Genomic DNA, 15,024 nt, shown 5'->3' on the forward strand with positions numbered 1-15,024 from the left:
TATGCGCAGGAGTCCGGAGGAAGGGGTTTGCGCAAGTGGCCGCCGAAGTCGAGCCTCGAATCCCCTTGAGTCGGATACGAGTACTTTCCACGGCGATCGGTCTGGCCGACGAGGGTGGTATCGAATCGCTGACGATGCGCCGGTTGGCGGAATTGCTCGGCGTCGAGGCGATGTCGCTCTATCACCACGTCGCCAATAAGGAAGATGTGCTGGATGGCGTCGTCGATGTCATCGTGGGGGAGATCAACGAGGTTGTGGGCCGCATCGATGTGTCCGCTGCGGGGGCCGCGTGGCAGCAGGCCGTGCGGCGACGGATTCTGGCGGCCCGCGAGGTGCTGCTCCGCCACAAGTGGGCGCCCGGTGTAATCCAGACGCGGACCAATACGAGCCAGGCGGTCCTGCGCTACTACGACGGCCTGCTGGGGCTGATGCGCGAAGGCGGCTTCTCCTACGATCAGACCCATCACGCATTGCATGTGTTGGGCAGTCGGGCACTGGGTTTCACCCAGGAATTGTTCGATCCCGGCGACGGACCGGTCGATGCCGAAGCCATGGCCGCGCTCGACGCAATGTCCGAGGCGCTCCCGAATCTGGTCGGGATGCTGCGGGAGGTCGCACACGACGATCCGGACTCGACCTTGGGTTGGTGTGATGACCAGTTCGAATTCGAGTTCGCGCTCGATCTGATCCTCGACGGTCTCGACCGTCTGCGTGAGACTGCCTGATCCGTAGCGACTTCGGTCGCAGCGGAGGTAACTCGCCGCGGCCATTGACTGCCTTACGTCGTAAGGGTACCTTACGACGTAAGGCTCATGAGCGCGGGAGGCGGCTCGGTGCCGAGATCTGAGGAGAACACGATGAAGGCCTATGTCCTTCGCTCATTCGGTCCGCCGGAGCAGCTGACTCTCATGGACATCGACCAGCCGGTGCCGGCCGCCGATGAGGTGCTGATCCGGGTGCGCGCCACCTCGGTTCAGCCGTATGACTGGCATTTCATGCGCGGTGAGCCGTATATCGCGCGGCTGATGGGTGGCGGTGTCGGGTTGCGCAAGCCGTCCATCGCCATCCTGGGCGCCGATGTGGCGGGGGTGGTCGAGGCTGTCGGCAAGGCGGTGACGGGATTCCGGCCCGGCGATGAGGTATTCGCGATGATCACCGGGGGTGGCTTCGCCGAGTACGTGTGTGTCCGGGAAAGCGAGCTGGCCCCGAAACCGAGGAACCTGTCGTTCGAGCAGGCGGCCGCGGTGCCGCTGGCGGCCAATACCGCGCTGGTGGCGCTGCGTGATGAGGGACGGATCCAACCCGGGCAGCGGGTGCTGGTCAATGGCGCGTCGGGTGGTGTCGGCACGTTCGCGGTACAGCTCGCGCACGCGTTCGGCGCGGTGGTCACCGGTGTCTGTGGCACGAGGAATGTGGACCTGGTTCGCGGACTCGGCGCGGATGCGGTAATCGACTACACCGCAGCGGATTTCACCCGGAACGGCCAGCGCTATGAGCTGTTGGTGGATATCGCGGGAAGTCGCCCGGTGTCGGCATGCCGCCGCGTGTTGACGTCCAAGGGCACCTACGTGGCCGTCGGCGGGCCAGCGGGTCGGTGGCTACAACCCGCTGGCCGGATGTTCGCGGCGTTGGCGGCGGCGCCGTTCGTCTCGCAGCGCATCGCGATGGCGGAGGTGACCCGATGTACTCGGAACAAGGACAACCTCATCGCGCTTACCGAGTTCATCGAGGACGGGAAGGTCACCCCGGTCATCGACCGGACCTATCCCTTCGCCGACATCCCGACGGCCGTGCGGTACCAGGAGCAAGGCCATGCCACGGGAAAGGTGGTCGTGGTGACCGACTAACGCGTCGAATTCAGCCGCGTCTGCCGCGCAGATAGTCGCTGACCACGGCGGCGCCGAGACCGTCCAGATCCGGCGCCACCACGCGACCGCCGCTGCGGCGGGCCACCAGGTCGACGAAGGCGGCCAGGCTGGGGTCGTCGCCGAGCATGAATACCGTGACCGACGCGCCCAGCTTGGCCAGAGCGTCGACCTGGGCCATCGTCGCCGCGAGGGTGCGCCGCTGCGGCGGCCAGTTGAAGTAGGCCGTGCCGTCCGGTTCCAGGTGCGCCGTTGGCTCGCCATCGGTCACCACGAGCACCACGGGTACGGCATCCGGATGCCTGCGCAGGTGCCGTCCGGCGAGCAATAGCGCATGGTGCAGATTGGTGCCCTGCTCCCAAACGCCTTCCAGCGCAGTCAGTTCGCCGATATCGACGGTCGTGGCGTGTCGGCCGAAGGTGATCAGGCTCAGCGCGTCGGAGCGGAAACGGGTGCTGATCAACTGATGCACCGCGAGGGCGGTGCGCTTCATCGGCAACCACCTGCCTTCCTGCACCATCGACCACGATGTGTCGACGCAGAGCGCCACGGCCGCCCGCGACCGCTGCTCGGTTTCCATGATCTCGACATCGGATACGTCCAGCGCGACGCTGCGACGGCCCACCGACATCGACCGCAGCACCGCATTGCGCACGGTCTTCGCCACGTCCCACGGTTCGGTATCGCCGAACTGCCATGCCCGGGTGGCGCCCGTCGGCTCGCCCGCCGCACCCGCCAACCGGGTATCCCGCTCGCCGCGCCGCGACCGCAACTGCCCGATGACAGCTCGCAGCGCGGTCTCGCCGAGCCGCCGTAAAGCCTTGGGTGTCAATCGAAGCGAGCCGTCCTGCGCCCGTTCGAATACACCCTGCCTGCGCAGCTCGCGTTCCAATTCGGCCAGCCGAGCGGCGTCCACGCCCGCGTCGTCGCCGAGTTGGCGGGCCAGGGCGTCCAGATCGATATCCTCGAGGCTGGCTCCCGGATAGGACTGGCTGAGCTGCTCGGCGAGCGCGTCCAGTTCGGCGAGATCCTGCAGGGCTTGCGCGCCCGCACCGAGGCCCAACGGGTCGTTGCCGCGGAACCGCTGGGCCGAGTCCCAGTCCTCACCCGGCCGCAGCGCCCGCAGGGCGGCGTCGAGGGCGGCGACCTGCTGGGCAATGCGCGGATCGCCGAATGCCTGTCCGATCAGCTCGGCCAGTTCGGCCTGCTGCTCGGCGGACATCGAGTTCACCATGCGTTGTGCGGCGGCGGACCTGGCGGCGAGCGCGTCGATCAGTTCGTCGGTATCGCGCGGATTCTCCGGGAAGAATTCGCCGTGTTCGGCCATGAATTCGGCGAACTGCTGTTCGGTGTTCTCACCCCGCGCATGCGCCGCGAGCAGGTCGTTCAGGTCGGACAGCATTCGTCCGACCCGTTCGACATCCTCGGGGGTGGTGTTCTCCAAGGCCTGTTTCATGCCCTGGAACCGGGATTCGAGCAGTTCCTGACCGAGCAGGTCGCGGATCTTCTGATAGTTCTCCCTGCCGGTTTCGGATCGCCACCGGTACTCGGCCAGCTCGTTGACGGCGGCCGCGGTGCTCGGCGGCAAGGCGTCCAGCTGTGCTTCGGCGAATCTGGCGTCGTCGGAGGGATCCGGAAACAGCTCGCGGCGCTCGGCTTCCAGGGCCTGCTCCAGCAGTTCACGGACTTGTTGCAGGGTGCCGTCGAGCCGATGTCGTCGAGCGATCTCCGCGCGGCGCTGCCACACCCGCCGGGTGAGCTCATCGAGCCCGCGCATTTCGCGCATACCGCGTCGCAGCAGCTCCTCCAGTGCGGTGCGGGGCGAGCTGCCCTCCATCACATCGCGCCCGATCTGGTCCAGCGCCTCCCGCAGATCGAGCGGAGGCGCCAGTGGATCGGGCCCGTCGTGATAGGGGCCGTAGGCATAGCGGTCGGGGATCGTCATGACGGCGTACCCGGACGAGCTACTTCGGCGGTCATGAGCCGTACACCGCGATGCCGTCGTCGGAGTCCTTGGCGACCTGCCGGGCCAAATAGAGCGCTTCCAAGGCGAATTCGACCGCCGATGCGATGCGGGTCGGTGGTTCGGTGGCGCCGACGCCGAGCCGATGCGCCACCTCGTGCAGGACGGGCAGTTCCGGCAGCGCCGAAAGGACATCCTGGCCCGGCACGCGCTCGCCGGTGGTGACCAGGTGGCCGTCGCCGACCGCCTCTGCCAACGGCCGCAGGTTCAGTCCACCGAGCAGCGCACTCGCCGTCTCGGCGAATGAGCGTCGCAACAGGTGGGTCAGATGCTCTTGCTCACGGCCTTCCTCACCGGACTCGAACTCCAGCTTGCCCCGCAAGACCGCGGGCACGGATTCGAGGTCGACGGGCCGCGCGACGGCGGGGCGCTCGCCGGTGAGCGCCGAGCGGCGCAGTGCCGCGGCGGCCACCGTTTCGGCGGCGGCGACCGCGAATCGAGCGGACACACCGGAGCGCTGATCGATCGCGGACGATTCACGCAGGTGCCGGACGAATCGGGCGAGTACCTCGATCAGCGGATCGCCCACCTCGGCCACCAGTTCGGCCTCCTGCCGTACCAGCGCCACCTCGGCCGTGACGCTGAGCGGGTAATGGGTGCGGATCTCCGCGCCGAACCGGTCCTTCAGCGGTGTGATGATCCGGCCGCGATTGGTGTAGTCCTCGGGGTTGGCCGTGGCGACGAGTAGTACGTCGAGCGGCAGGCGCAGGGTGTAGCCGCGGACCTGGATATCGCGTTCCTCCATTACATTCAGCAGTGCGACCTGGATGCGTTCGGCGAGATCGGGCAGTTCGTTGATCGCGACGATGCCGCGGTGGGCGCGCGGCACCAGCCCGAAGTGGATGGTCTCGGGATCACCGAGGCTGCGGCCCTCGGCGACCTTGACCGGGTCGACGTCACCGATCAAGTCACCGACCGAGGTATCCGGCGTGGCCAGCTTCTCCGCATAACGCTGTGAGCGGTGCCGCCAGGTGACCGGCAGGTCGTCGCCCAACTCCTCGGCCAGTCGGCGGCCCGCCGGGCTGATCGGTTCGAGCGGGTGCTCGCCCAATTCGGTGCCGGCCATGACGGGCGTCCACTCGTCGAGGAGGCCGACCATGGTGCGCAACAGCCGGGTCTTGCCCTGGCCGCGTTCACCGAGCAGTACGACGTCATGGCCGGCCAGCAGCGCCCGTTCCAACTGTGGCAGAACGGTCCGATCGAAGCCGACGATGCCCGGCCAGGGATCGTCGCCGGAACCCAAGCAGGACAGCAGGTTCTCGCGCATCTCGGTCTTCACGCTGCGCGGCACATGGCCGCCAGCGCGCAGTTCCCCCACGGTCGTTGGCAGGTGCTCTGGAACAATCACCCCTTCGACGCTACGTCGGTTCGGCGATGCGGTCGACGGGGAGCAGGGCATGGAAACACCCCAGAAATAACCTTGACAAGCGATGTCAGCGCGGGATCGGACGCGAGTCGCACTTAGATCGAAGCGTTCGGCAGCCCGGCCGATACCTTGCACGTGTCGTTCCGGTCAACGCGGCGCTGCTACCGGTGAGCTCGCTACTGGGTATGCCATGACGGGATTTGCCCGCATTGATTACTTGATGCGCAGCGGCCTCATGGCCTTGTACATGGCGGTGAGCAGGCGGGCGTTGGTCTCGACACTGATGCCGGGCTGTTGGTCGAAGCCGATGAGGCGCTGGCTGGCCACGGTCTGGAGTTCGGTGTACTCGAGCAGTCCGTGTTCGGCGTATCGTCGGCCTTGGCCGGATGCCTTCATACCGCCCATCGGGGCGTCGTTGGAGGCGTAGGCTGAGCCGTGTCACTCATTGATATCGACTGTGTCGCAACGGATCTGACGCGCGATGCGGTGTGCGCGGCCGGTGCCGCGGGTCCAGCTGCTCACAGTGAGTCCGTATTCGGTGTCGTTGTGCGGGACAGCGGGTAGATCCACCGCGAGATGATCGCGACAACGCCCTTGGGCTGGCGCAATTCCCAGGTGTGGGTGGCGAGCGGGATCGCACCTGTACGTCGACGCGGAGCCGGGAATCGCGGTGCGTTCCGTCCGAAATACATTGCGGTTCCGGCGATATCGAGGGTTTCCTCAAGTGGGCTATTGCGTGATTTGCCGGTCTCCGCCTGCACGGTATCGAAAGGCCGACAGTACGATGAGCTACGGTACGGTGATGACATGTCACGTGTGGTGAACAAGGAGCAGTACTTCGAGTACGGGCTCGGGGTCCTGGCCCAGTCCGGTTTCAAGGGGCTCAACATCCGCGTTCTCGTCAACGGATTGGGCGTCACCAGCGGCTCGTTCTATCACCATTTCCGCAGCTGGCAGGGCTATGTCGACGCGCTGCTCGAATTTTGGGAGAACCGGCAGGTGGTGATCCTGAAGGAGATGGAATTCGGTTCCGGCACACCGGATTCCGATATCGAGAAGCTGCGCGAACTGACCCTGGGGCTGCAGCACGGGGCCGAGGCGGCCATCCGGGCCTGGGGCGCGAACGACGAATCGGTCCGCACCGCGCAGCGTCGCGTCGACGATGCCCGGCGCAAGACCGTGCAGAAGGCCGTCTACGGCGTCACCGGCGATACGGAGAACGCCCGGGTCATCACTTCGCTCGGCATGGCGATGCTGGTCGGGTTCCAGCAACTCGCGGCGGCCGGGCATCGTGACGACTTCGCCGCCGTGCTGGAGGAGTTCGTCCGGCTGGTCTACTCGCGCGCCACGGTCTGACGGTTTGTCCCTGCCGAGCGGCGCCGCCCTCGCCCTTGGCGCAGGAACCGTAGTCCTCCAATATGATCAGGACGGTGAAGGTGTAGCAGTCGTAGAGTTCGAGCTGATCGGCGTCGTCGACGCAGACGCTGGTTATCCTCAGTGCGGTCGGTACGGAAATCGCTGCGCCCGTGCGCAATCCGAATTCCGACCCCGTTCGGGCAGCTGACCGGGGTGGGCCCTGTCCCAGCCGAGGATGTCCACCTGCGGCTGTGCCAGATGACGTTCCCGTTCGGCGGTTGTCACGACCACCGCCGCGCCGCCATTGGAGACGAGGCAGCAGTCCAGCAGATGCAGCGGCTCGGCGATCCATCGTGAGTTCTGGTGGTCGGCCAGTGTGATCGGATCACGCACTGCGCAAGCGGATTCAGCGCTGTCCAGGCGCGTTGTGCGACAGCGATATGTCCGAGTTGGGCACTGGTCGTGCCGTAGGTCTCCATATTCGCGGTCCTGCTCTACGCGGATACCCTCGGCGTCGCCGTGATCGTTGATCCGGTGATCGTCCCCGAAACGAACGCCCTCGCAGGGGTTTTCGGCCGTCTCATGCGGTGATTTCGCCGCGGTCGGGGGAGTCGAGCGGTGGTCCGGCTACGGTCCAGGTCCAGATGTGTTGGTTCGGTGTGGGTGATGTGGTGGTCAATGCTACGGAGTGGCTGGGTAGTTTCGCGGCGAGTGCGGTGAATTCGTCGGGGGGTTGCGGGGAAGCTGTTGGTGTGATTGCTGTTTCGCATACGGTGATGTGTAGGTCGTTGTTCGTGGTGACCGTGACCTCGATTTCGTGGGCTACTGCGCGGGTGGTGATGGTGGTCAGGATCGCGCTCAGCGCTGCCAGGCTGACATCGACGACTGCTGGCTCGACTCGGTCGGTGGGGCCGTCGAAGGTGACCTGAGATGACACTGCCAATTCGTCGGCGGTATCGCCGATGATGTCTTGTACCTGTACCCGGAAGTCGTCGGGTGTGTCGGGTTGGGCTTCGAGTCCGGCGACGGTCGCGCGGATCTGTGCCATCACGGCATCGAGTGCGGTGATGGTCGCGTCGATGCGGGAGGCGACGGGGTCCACGCGGGCGAGGGGGCGAACCGCTCCCAGTTTCAGACTGATGTCGAACAGCCGGTGCAGTACCGTTTTGTGTAGTTTTCGAGCGATGCGTTCGCGTTCGTCGATCAACCGCACGGTCCGTGCTCGGTCTTCGGCTCGTCGTAACCGCACCAGGTTGTCGACGCGGGCACGTAGTTCGGTGACTTGGAACGGTTTTTGGAGATAGTCGTTGGCGCCGGCGCGTACCAGTTGCAGTCGTGACTGGTCATCGGCGCGGGCGGTGATGATCAGTATCGGGGTGTTGGCAAGATCGGGGTCGCACCGTACTCGATCCACCACCTGGTCTCCGCTCATCCGCGGCATCATGATGTCGCACACGATCAGTTGCGGTCTGCTGGATTTCGCTAGTTCCAGCCCGGATTCTCCGTCGAAGGCGGAGGCCACTGCGTAGCTGTCGGACAGCGATTCGCGGACAAGTGTGTTCAGGTCGGGATTGTCCTCGATCACCAGGATCGAGGGCCGCTGCTCGGTGGCCAGGGCCGGTCGGCTCACCGCGGTGACGGGTGTGTCGGTATCCGGGGTCGCCGCCGCGGCGAGCACCTTCGCCGCGGCGACGACTGTGTCCGTCGGGGCTGCGGTCTCGAGCACGCGCGTACCCGCCGGGGCGGTGCGCGGTAGTTCGACGACCACAAGTGCGCCGCGCTCGGGGGCATCGGCGATGGCGACCGAACCTGCGTGCAGTTGGGCCAGGTCTCGGACGATGCTCAGTCCCAGCCCGGTGCCACCGATCGAGCGATTCGCGCCCCCGTCGATCTGACGGAATCGTTCGAAGACGGCGTCGCGCTGCGCGAGTGGTATGCCGGGTCCGCTATCGGCGATCTCGATAACGATACGGTCATCACCACCGCCGATCGTGCAGCGGACCCGGCCGCCGGGCGGGGTGAACTTGAAGGCGTTCGACAGCAGATTGACCACGATCCGCTGTACATGCTCGGGATCCAAATCGGCCCATACCGGCTGCACTGCTGTCTCGACCCGGAACTCGATTCCCCGGTCCAAGGCGATCGTTTCGAAGAATCCCGCGCATAGCCGCACCAGATCGGTCACGTCGACATGGGCGTATTGCGGTCGCATCGCCCCCGCCTCGAGCTGTGCGGCATCGAGTAGATCGTTGACCTGGCCCAGCAGCAGCTGCGCGTTGCGCACGATCACCTCGAGATCCTTATGCGAGGAGGCATCGAGTGCGGCTTGCTCGAGCAGCTTCCGCGCCGGTGCCAGGACGAGCATCAGCGGTGTGCGCAACTCGTGGCTGACATTGGCGAAGAACTGGCTCTTGAGATTGTCGAGTTCCTTTGCTCGCGCGTACATTCGTGCGAGTTCGGCATTGGCCTCCTTGAGTTGGCGACTGGTCTCGGCCACCTCGCGGGCTCTGGCGAATACCTCCTGCTCCATTTCTCGCGCCGATGCGCGCAACGCGGAGGTCTCGGCCTGTTGCGCTAGGTCCGCGGCCTGTAACCGCATGAATTCGGTGACGTCTTCGACCCGATGGATGATGTATCGCAGCCGACCGGTTTCATCGAGCACCGCGGAGTTGATGGGACTCCAGAACCGCTGCTCGAAGGAACCATCGTGGCGGCGAATATCGTAGCGTTGTACCGGCATGGCATCGGCGACGCGGTCGTGTAGGACCCGTTCCAGGGAGACCCGCAGATTGCGCGCACCCTCGGCGTCCGGGTCGTTCGGATTGTCGGGGAAGACCTCGAAAATATCTCGACCCAGGATATCCGGCCGCTCGGTCATCGTGGCCTGCATGTATGCCTCGGATACCGCGACAATACGCAACGAAGGATCGAGCACCAGATAAAGACCCGGTGCCGCCTCGAACAGAGCACGATAGTCGACAACCTCGACCACAGCGGCATTACCCCGATTCACGATGGAAAACGACGTAGCTGGTACCGACGCGCCGTTGTAACCCGCCCACTCAAAATAGCCCGCGCGTAAGACCGACACCACATATCCGGCTATCACGGATACCGCTTTGCCGTGGTCAGACGCGACGCACTAGCGGCGAGGGGACTCAGCGACGCCGTCTGGGCGCGTGTATGCCGTGCGGCCCGGCTACTGTTGCACCGCCCATCTGAGTCGAATGGTTTCGGCGCCCGCAGGCCGGGCAGTACCTCATCGAGGTCGGCGTGCGTCCTCATGTTGTCGACGATGAAGCGCTTCTCTGGCGGATAGTGCAGCGGGTTGCCAGCGCTCACCACGCTCGATCGAGCGCACGACCATGGCATCAACGCGCGCCGCGCGCTGACCTCGACGTCACAGCAACGGACGCATCTGGAAGTACGCCGCGCAATAGCGGTCGAATCATCGCCGCAGGGCACCGATTTCGGCACACGAACGCGACGTCGCTCCGAATGCCCCCATCCGCGATGCAGTTGATGTTCTTCCGAGTGGCTTTGCAGAAGAACGGGATTCATAGTGGCTATCTGATCAGGAGAACAGTTGGCCCGTGTCAGCCCCGACGAGTCCGGAGACTTACCGGTGTGACAGCTCAGCGGGTTGCTGACCTGGGCTTTTGCTGTGGTAGGCACCTCGATCTGCGCTGCGGTATGCAGCAGAACGCCTGCGAGCACGGTGTTGCACCCAGGGGCCGAGCTACGGGTAGTGACGTCGTCAACCGTGCTGGCGCGGGGGAGGCTTCGACCTGCGGTGTTGACGGTGTCACCAGCACGAACGGGTCGTGGAATGCGATGACGTCTTGTGAATCGGCGAGTGAGCGGCAGCGACTGGGCGGCTACAGGTCGTAGACCAGGTCTTTTCCGGGCGGCCGGGCGGGGGGATCGACACCCCGCCCGGACCGCACTGGAGTTTTTACCAGCTTTTGCGCCTTCGGTCGGGGAGATCCGTGTGAACGGCGTCGCTCTCTAGAATGAATCGACCGTGTTCCTCGTTGTCGGGAGTCGCCACCGTGACCATTCAGCCCGTTCGCCTGTTCGGCGATCCCATTCTGCGTTCGCGTGCGGCGGAAGTCACCGAATTCGATCGGGAGCTGCGGCAGTTGGTCAACGATCTGATCGACACCATGCACGATGACGGCGGAGTGGGGATGGCGGCGCCGCAGATCGGCGTCGGATTGCGGGTTTTCGTCTACGACACCGAGGACGCCATGGGGCATCTGATCAATCCGACCTACGCGGTGATCGGCGTGGAGGAGCAGGTCGGGCCCGAGGGCTGCCTGTCGATTCCCGGGGTGCGTTACGACACCCGGCGCGCGCTGCGGGTGCGGGCCGCGGGTGTCGATGTGGACGGTAAACCGGTCGAATTCGCGGCCGAGGGGCTGCTGGCCCGCTGCGTTCAGCACGAAACCGATCATTTGGACGGTGTGCTGTTCATCGATCGGCTCGATCCCGCGCAGCGCAAGGAGGCGATGCGCACCATTCGCGAATCCGATTGGTTCAGTGCGGGTATCACCGTGCGCAGTTCGCGTGCGCTGGGGTCGAGCCAGGCCGGACCGTTCGGACGGGGTCGCTGATGCGCATCGTCTTCGCGGGCACGCCGGAACCTGCGGTGCCATCGCTGCAACGTTTCATCGATTCGGCGCGGCACGAGGTGGTCGCCGTGCTGACCCGGCCCGACGCGATCGCCGGACGTGGGCGCAGGGTGCAGCGGTCGCCGGTCGGGCGGCTCGCCGATGACCATGGCATTCCGGTTCTGACGCCCCGGCGTCCCGCCGAACCCGAATTCATCGAGCAGCTCACCGCATTGGCGCCCGACTGCTGTCCGGTGGTCGCCTACGGTGCGCTGCTGCCGGAGCCGGTGCTCGACATTCCCCGCTTCGGCTGGATCAACCTGCACTTCTCACTGCTGCCCGCCTGGCGCGGCGCCGCGCCGGTACAGGCGGCCATCGACGCGGGTGACGAGATCACCGGCGCGTCCACCTTCCAGATCGAGGCGGGCCTGGACACCGGGCCGGTGTACGGGGTGGTCACCGAGAAGATCGCGGTGACCGATACCGCGGGCGCACTGCTCGACCGGCTCGCCGATACCGGGGCAATGCTGCTGGAGAAGACGCTCGACGGCGTGGAAGACGGGACACTGCACGCGGTCGAGCAGTCCCACGACGGCGTTTCCTACGCGCCCAAGGTGCCGGTCGAGGCCGGGCACATCCGCTGGGACCAGCCCGCACTGGCGATCAACCGCCGCATCCGCGCGGTCACCCCGGCACCCGGTGCCTGGACCGAGGTCAACGGCACCCGCCTCAAACTCGGCCCCGTCGCGATGGTCGAGGAGGTATTGCCAGAGCGGACCATCGAGGTCCGCAAGTCCGGGGTCTTCGTCGGCACCGCCACCACCGCGGTTCGCCTCGATCAGGTACAGCCGCAAGGTAAGCGCATGATGGCCGCCCTCGACTGGGCCCGCGGCGCCCGCCTGCAGCCCGGCGCGGTGGTCGAGTGACGACGCCCGAGCGCCGCCCCCACGGTCGCAGCGCGGCCGCCGATTCGCGCAGCCGCAAATCCAGTGGGAAATCCGTCGACTCGGGCTGGCTCGCCCGCGCGACATCAGCGAAAAGTGGTGCACAGCAGAAGAATTCGCACTCCGAATCCGACCAGTTCCGCGGCAATGCGCCACGGACCCGAGCAGAGCGGCCGAACATGACCGAACAGCGTAAGTCCCCAGGGGGCGGTTCTTCACAGCGCAAGGGGTCGGCGCAGGGCACGGGGTCGGCCCGCGGCGGGCGGCAGGGTGATGCCGTGCGCGCCGATCGTGGCGGTAGTCGCGCGAATGCCGGGCAAGGGAATCCGGCCGGGCGTGGCGGCGATGCGACGAGGCGGTTCTCGGACCGGGACGACACTTCATCGACGCGGCATTCCGAGAGCGATCGACGCGAAAACCGCTCGGGGACAGAAAGTTTCGAGGAGGCATCGGGCTGGCGGGAGCGCGGCGCGAAGGACTCAGGGGCCGCGAGCGGGGCGCGGAGTGGGAGCCGTTCAGCAGCATCGGGCTGGCACAAAGGTCGGGACGACAAGGGGGCGGCCGGGGAACGCGGCCGAAGTTCGGCAAGCCGGAGCGTCCGTTCGCAGGGGAAGGGCGGTGCGACGTCCGGCGAACAGCGGCGGGGAAGCCGCCCGGATGCGGCGAATTCCGATGCGTCGGGATGGCATGAGAGCACTTCGGGCAAGCGGGCCGCCGGCGATGACCGCCGGTCGAATCGTGCGGGGAGTCCCACTTCGGGTGGGCGCGGCGGAGCCGCTGCGGGTGGCTCGGCTCGGCGTGACTCGGTGAAAGGCCATGGACGGCACAAGGATTCCGCTGTGGCCGCGGATCCGGTGCGGCTGGTTGCCCGGGATGTGCTGCGGGCGGTGCGGGAGCGGGAGGCGTACGCGAATCTGGTACTGCCGGGGCTGCTTCGGGAGCGGCGGATCTCGGGGCGGGATGCGGCCTTGGCGACCGAATTGACCTACGGCGCCTGCCGCTCGCTCGGATTGCTCGATGCCGTGATCGCGGCGGGGGCGGGGCGGTCGGTAGAGGAGATCGATGGGCCGCTGCTGGATGTGCTGCGGCTGGGCGTGTACCAGTTGCTGCGCACGCGGATCGGGGCGCATGCGGCGGTGGACACCTCGGTGGCATTGGCGCGCACGGAATTCGGGGCAGGTAAGGCGGGTTTCGTGAATGCCGTGCTGCGGCGGGCGGGGGAGAAGTCCGTCGATGAGTGGGTGGACGAGCTCGCGCCGCGAGATCCGGTGGGGCGGTTGGCTTTCGAGTTCGCCCATCCGGTATGGATCGCGCAGGCGTTCGCGGACGCGCTCGGCGCCAGGGCCGGGGAACTGCGGGATGTGCTCGCAGCCGATGACGCGCGTCCCATTGTGCATCTGGTCGCCCGTCCCGGCGATATCACCGCCGAGGAATTGGCCCTGGTGACCGGTGGCGAAGAGGGCAAATGGTCGCCGTACGCGGTCTACCTCGATGGCGGCGGTGATCCCGGCAAGCTGGAGCCCGTCCGCGAAGGCATGGCGGCCGTGCAGGACGAGGGCAGTCAGCTCGTCGCACTCGCCCTGACCCGCGCGGAACTGGACGGTCCGGACAATGGTCGCTGGCTCGACCTCTGCGCCGGACCCGGTGGTAAAGCGGCCCTGCTCGGTGCCATCGCCGCGATCGATGGACACCGGGTCGACGCGGTGGAGCCGGCCGAGCATCGCGCCGAACTCGTCCGCAAGGCGGTCCACGACCTACCCGTCGACGTGCACGTCGCCGACGGCCGCGCCAGCGGACTCACACCCGGCTACGATCGCATCCTGGTCGACGCCCCCTGCACCGGTCTCGGCGCGCTGCGTCGCCGTCCGGAGGCCCGCTGGCGCCGCACCCCCGCGGATGTCGCCGAACTGGTCGTGCTGCAGCGCGAACTCCTCGCCGCCGCATGGGAGCTGCTGCGCCCCGGCGGCGTAGTCCTCTACTCGACCTGCTCGCCCCACCTCCCGGAGACCGTCGCGGTCGTCGCCGATGCCGCCCGTCGCACCGGCGCCATCCAACTCGACATCCGCGACCTGCTCCCCGGCGTCACCGATATCGGCGACGGACCGAGCGCGCAACTGTGGCCGCACCGCCACGGCACCGACGCCATGTTCCTCGCGGCATTGCGCAAACCGGTCGAATAACACCGTTCCCGGCACCGCTGAAGGCGGGGCGGTGCCGGGCGATTCCGCGGGCCGGTGCCGTCCGCATCACCTGGCCCGCACCGCCGCCTGCTGAAGTGTTGAGCAACCGGTCCCGAGGAATTGCGCGGAACTCGACGCGGGTGCATCCACCCGCCGAGTTCCACGGCGGTGCTGTCCCGCAGCATGTGCCCCGCGGCGGCCGGAGTGTTGAGCAGCCGCCCAAAGGAATGCGCGAAATGTAGGCGGTGTACCCGGCGCGGCCGCATCCGAAGCGACATTCGTCCAAGACTTCGGCGGGTCGACGCCGCAAACTGACCCCATGGCGATGACGTGGCAGCAGGTGGTGGCCCTGGCGACCGAACTTCCCGAGGTGGCGGAATCGACATGGTGGCGCAGTCCCGCATTGAAGGTGGGTGGTAAGGGGTTCGCGCGGCTGCGCTCGGAGGCCGAGGGCGGGCTCGCGCTGGTGTGCGAGATGGTGGAGAAGGAGGCACTGCTCGCCTCGGGCGATCCCACCTTCTACACCACACCGCACTACGACGGATATCCCTACATCCTCATTGATCTCGACCGGATCGAGCCCGATCAACTGCGCGAGATGCTCGACGCCGCATGGTGGCTGTCGGCACCGGCGAAACTGCGAAAACAGCGGGCACGCTAGTTCGCTGGTCACCCGT

13 protein-coding genes and 1 pseudogene are annotated in these 15,024 nt (G+C 66.6%); 7 read left to right on the top strand and 7 right to left on the bottom strand.

Translation table 11 applies throughout. The annotated features are described in order from the left end of the window. The first annotated feature begins 65 nt into the window (after nucleotides 1-65). Both ACQP0C_RS15960 and ACQP0C_RS15965 read left to right on the top strand, forming a co-directional pair. Nucleotides 66-725, top strand: a complete 660-nt coding sequence (locus ACQP0C_RS15960; RefSeq protein ID WP_433733666.1) for a TetR/AcrR family transcriptional regulator C-terminal domain-containing protein — start codon at nucleotides 66-68, stop codon at nucleotides 723-725. Between the two features lie 132 nt (nucleotides 726-857). Further along, the gene (locus ACQP0C_RS15965) at nucleotides 858-1,847 is read left to right on the top strand and encodes an NAD(P)-dependent alcohol dehydrogenase (RefSeq protein ID WP_433733667.1); all 990 of its coding nucleotides are present in this window, start codon (nucleotides 858-860) and stop codon (nucleotides 1,845-1,847) included. A 10-nt stretch (nucleotides 1,848-1,857) separates the two neighbouring features. On the opposite strand, the gene ACQP0C_RS15970 is transcribed toward ACQP0C_RS15965, so the two are convergent. From ACQP0C_RS15970 to ACQP0C_RS15985, 4 genes are all read right to left on the bottom strand, one after another. Next, nucleotides 1,858-3,810 (bottom strand): hypothetical protein, encoded by a 1,953-nt coding sequence (locus ACQP0C_RS15970; RefSeq protein WP_433733668.1) that lies wholly within the window; start codon nucleotides 3,808-3,810, stop codon nucleotides 1,858-1,860. 31 nt (nucleotides 3,811-3,841) lie between these two features. Beyond that, complete coding sequence (locus ACQP0C_RS15975) at nucleotides 3,842-5,236, bottom strand: ATP-binding protein (protein WP_433733669.1); 1,395 nt, start codon at nucleotides 5,234-5,236, stop codon at nucleotides 3,842-3,844. A 231-nt stretch (nucleotides 5,237-5,467) separates the two neighbouring features. Beyond that, nucleotides 5,468-5,659, bottom strand: a complete 192-nt coding sequence (locus tag ACQP0C_RS15980; RefSeq protein WP_433733670.1) for a hypothetical protein — start codon at nucleotides 5,657-5,659, stop codon at nucleotides 5,468-5,470. Between the two features lie 33 nt (nucleotides 5,660-5,692). After that, nucleotides 5,693-5,824 carry an aldehyde dehydrogenase family protein gene (locus tag ACQP0C_RS15985; protein ID WP_433733671.1) on the bottom strand — a complete coding sequence of 44 codons (132 nt, stop codon included), beginning with the start codon at nucleotides 5,822-5,824 and terminating at the stop codon, nucleotides 5,693-5,695. Between the two features lie 237 nt (nucleotides 5,825-6,061). Between ACQP0C_RS15985 and ACQP0C_RS15990 the strand changes: the two genes are divergently transcribed. Beyond that, a complete protein-coding gene (locus tag ACQP0C_RS15990) occupies nucleotides 6,062-6,610 on the top strand; it encodes a TetR/AcrR family transcriptional regulator (RefSeq protein ID WP_433733672.1) in 549 nt (182 codons plus the stop codon). Nucleotides 6,611-6,662: 52 nt separating this feature from the next. Here ACQP0C_RS15990 and ACQP0C_RS15995 read toward each other — a convergent pair. From ACQP0C_RS15995 to ACQP0C_RS16005, 3 genes and pseudogenes are all read right to left on the bottom strand, one after another. After that, nucleotides 6,663-6,788 (bottom strand): annotated as a pseudogene (locus tag ACQP0C_RS15995) (thiolase family protein); the annotation flags it as partial. After that, nucleotides 6,749-7,003, bottom strand: coding sequence for a hypothetical protein (locus ACQP0C_RS16000; protein ID WP_433733673.1), 255 nt, complete (start codon nucleotides 7,001-7,003; stop codon nucleotides 6,749-6,751). The gene ACQP0C_RS16000 and the pseudogene ACQP0C_RS15995, both read right to left, overlap by 40 nt. Before the next feature lie 187 nt (nucleotides 7,004-7,190). Next, entirely contained in the window at nucleotides 7,191-9,623 is a 2,433-nt protein-coding gene (locus ACQP0C_RS16005; protein ID WP_433733674.1) for an ATP-binding protein, read from the bottom strand. 1,039 nt (nucleotides 9,624-10,662) lie between these two features. On the opposite strand from ACQP0C_RS16005, the gene def reads away from it, so the two are divergent. The 4 genes from def (at nucleotide 10,663) to ACQP0C_RS16025 (ending at nucleotide 15,008) form a co-directional block, all read left to right on the top strand. Beyond that, nucleotides 10,663-11,226: a peptide deformylase gene (gene def, locus ACQP0C_RS16010; RefSeq protein WP_433733675.1), complete on the top strand. Its 564-nt coding sequence runs from the start codon at nucleotides 10,663-10,665 to the stop codon at nucleotides 11,224-11,226. Next, complete coding sequence (gene fmt / locus ACQP0C_RS16015; RefSeq protein WP_433733676.1) at nucleotides 11,226-12,149, top strand: methionyl-tRNA formyltransferase; 924 nt, start codon at nucleotides 11,226-11,228, stop codon at nucleotides 12,147-12,149. Before def ends, fmt begins: the two co-directional genes overlap by 1 nt. Nucleotides 12,150-12,973: 824 nt before the next feature. After that, nucleotides 12,974-14,347, top strand: coding sequence for an RsmB/NOP family class I SAM-dependent RNA methyltransferase (locus ACQP0C_RS16020; RefSeq protein WP_433733677.1), 1,374 nt, complete (start codon nucleotides 12,974-12,976; stop codon nucleotides 14,345-14,347). A 319-nt stretch (nucleotides 14,348-14,666) separates the two neighbouring features. Beyond that, nucleotides 14,667-15,008 carry an MmcQ/YjbR family DNA-binding protein gene (locus ACQP0C_RS16025; protein ID WP_433733678.1) on the top strand — a complete coding sequence of 114 codons (342 nt, stop codon included), beginning with the start codon at nucleotides 14,667-14,669 and terminating at the stop codon, nucleotides 15,006-15,008. Nucleotides 15,009-15,024 lie beyond the last annotated feature (16 nt).

The organism is Nocardia sp. CA-129566 (assembly GCF_050956075.1).
Classification (GTDB): Bacteria; Actinomycetota; Actinomycetes; order Mycobacteriales; family Mycobacteriaceae; genus Nocardia.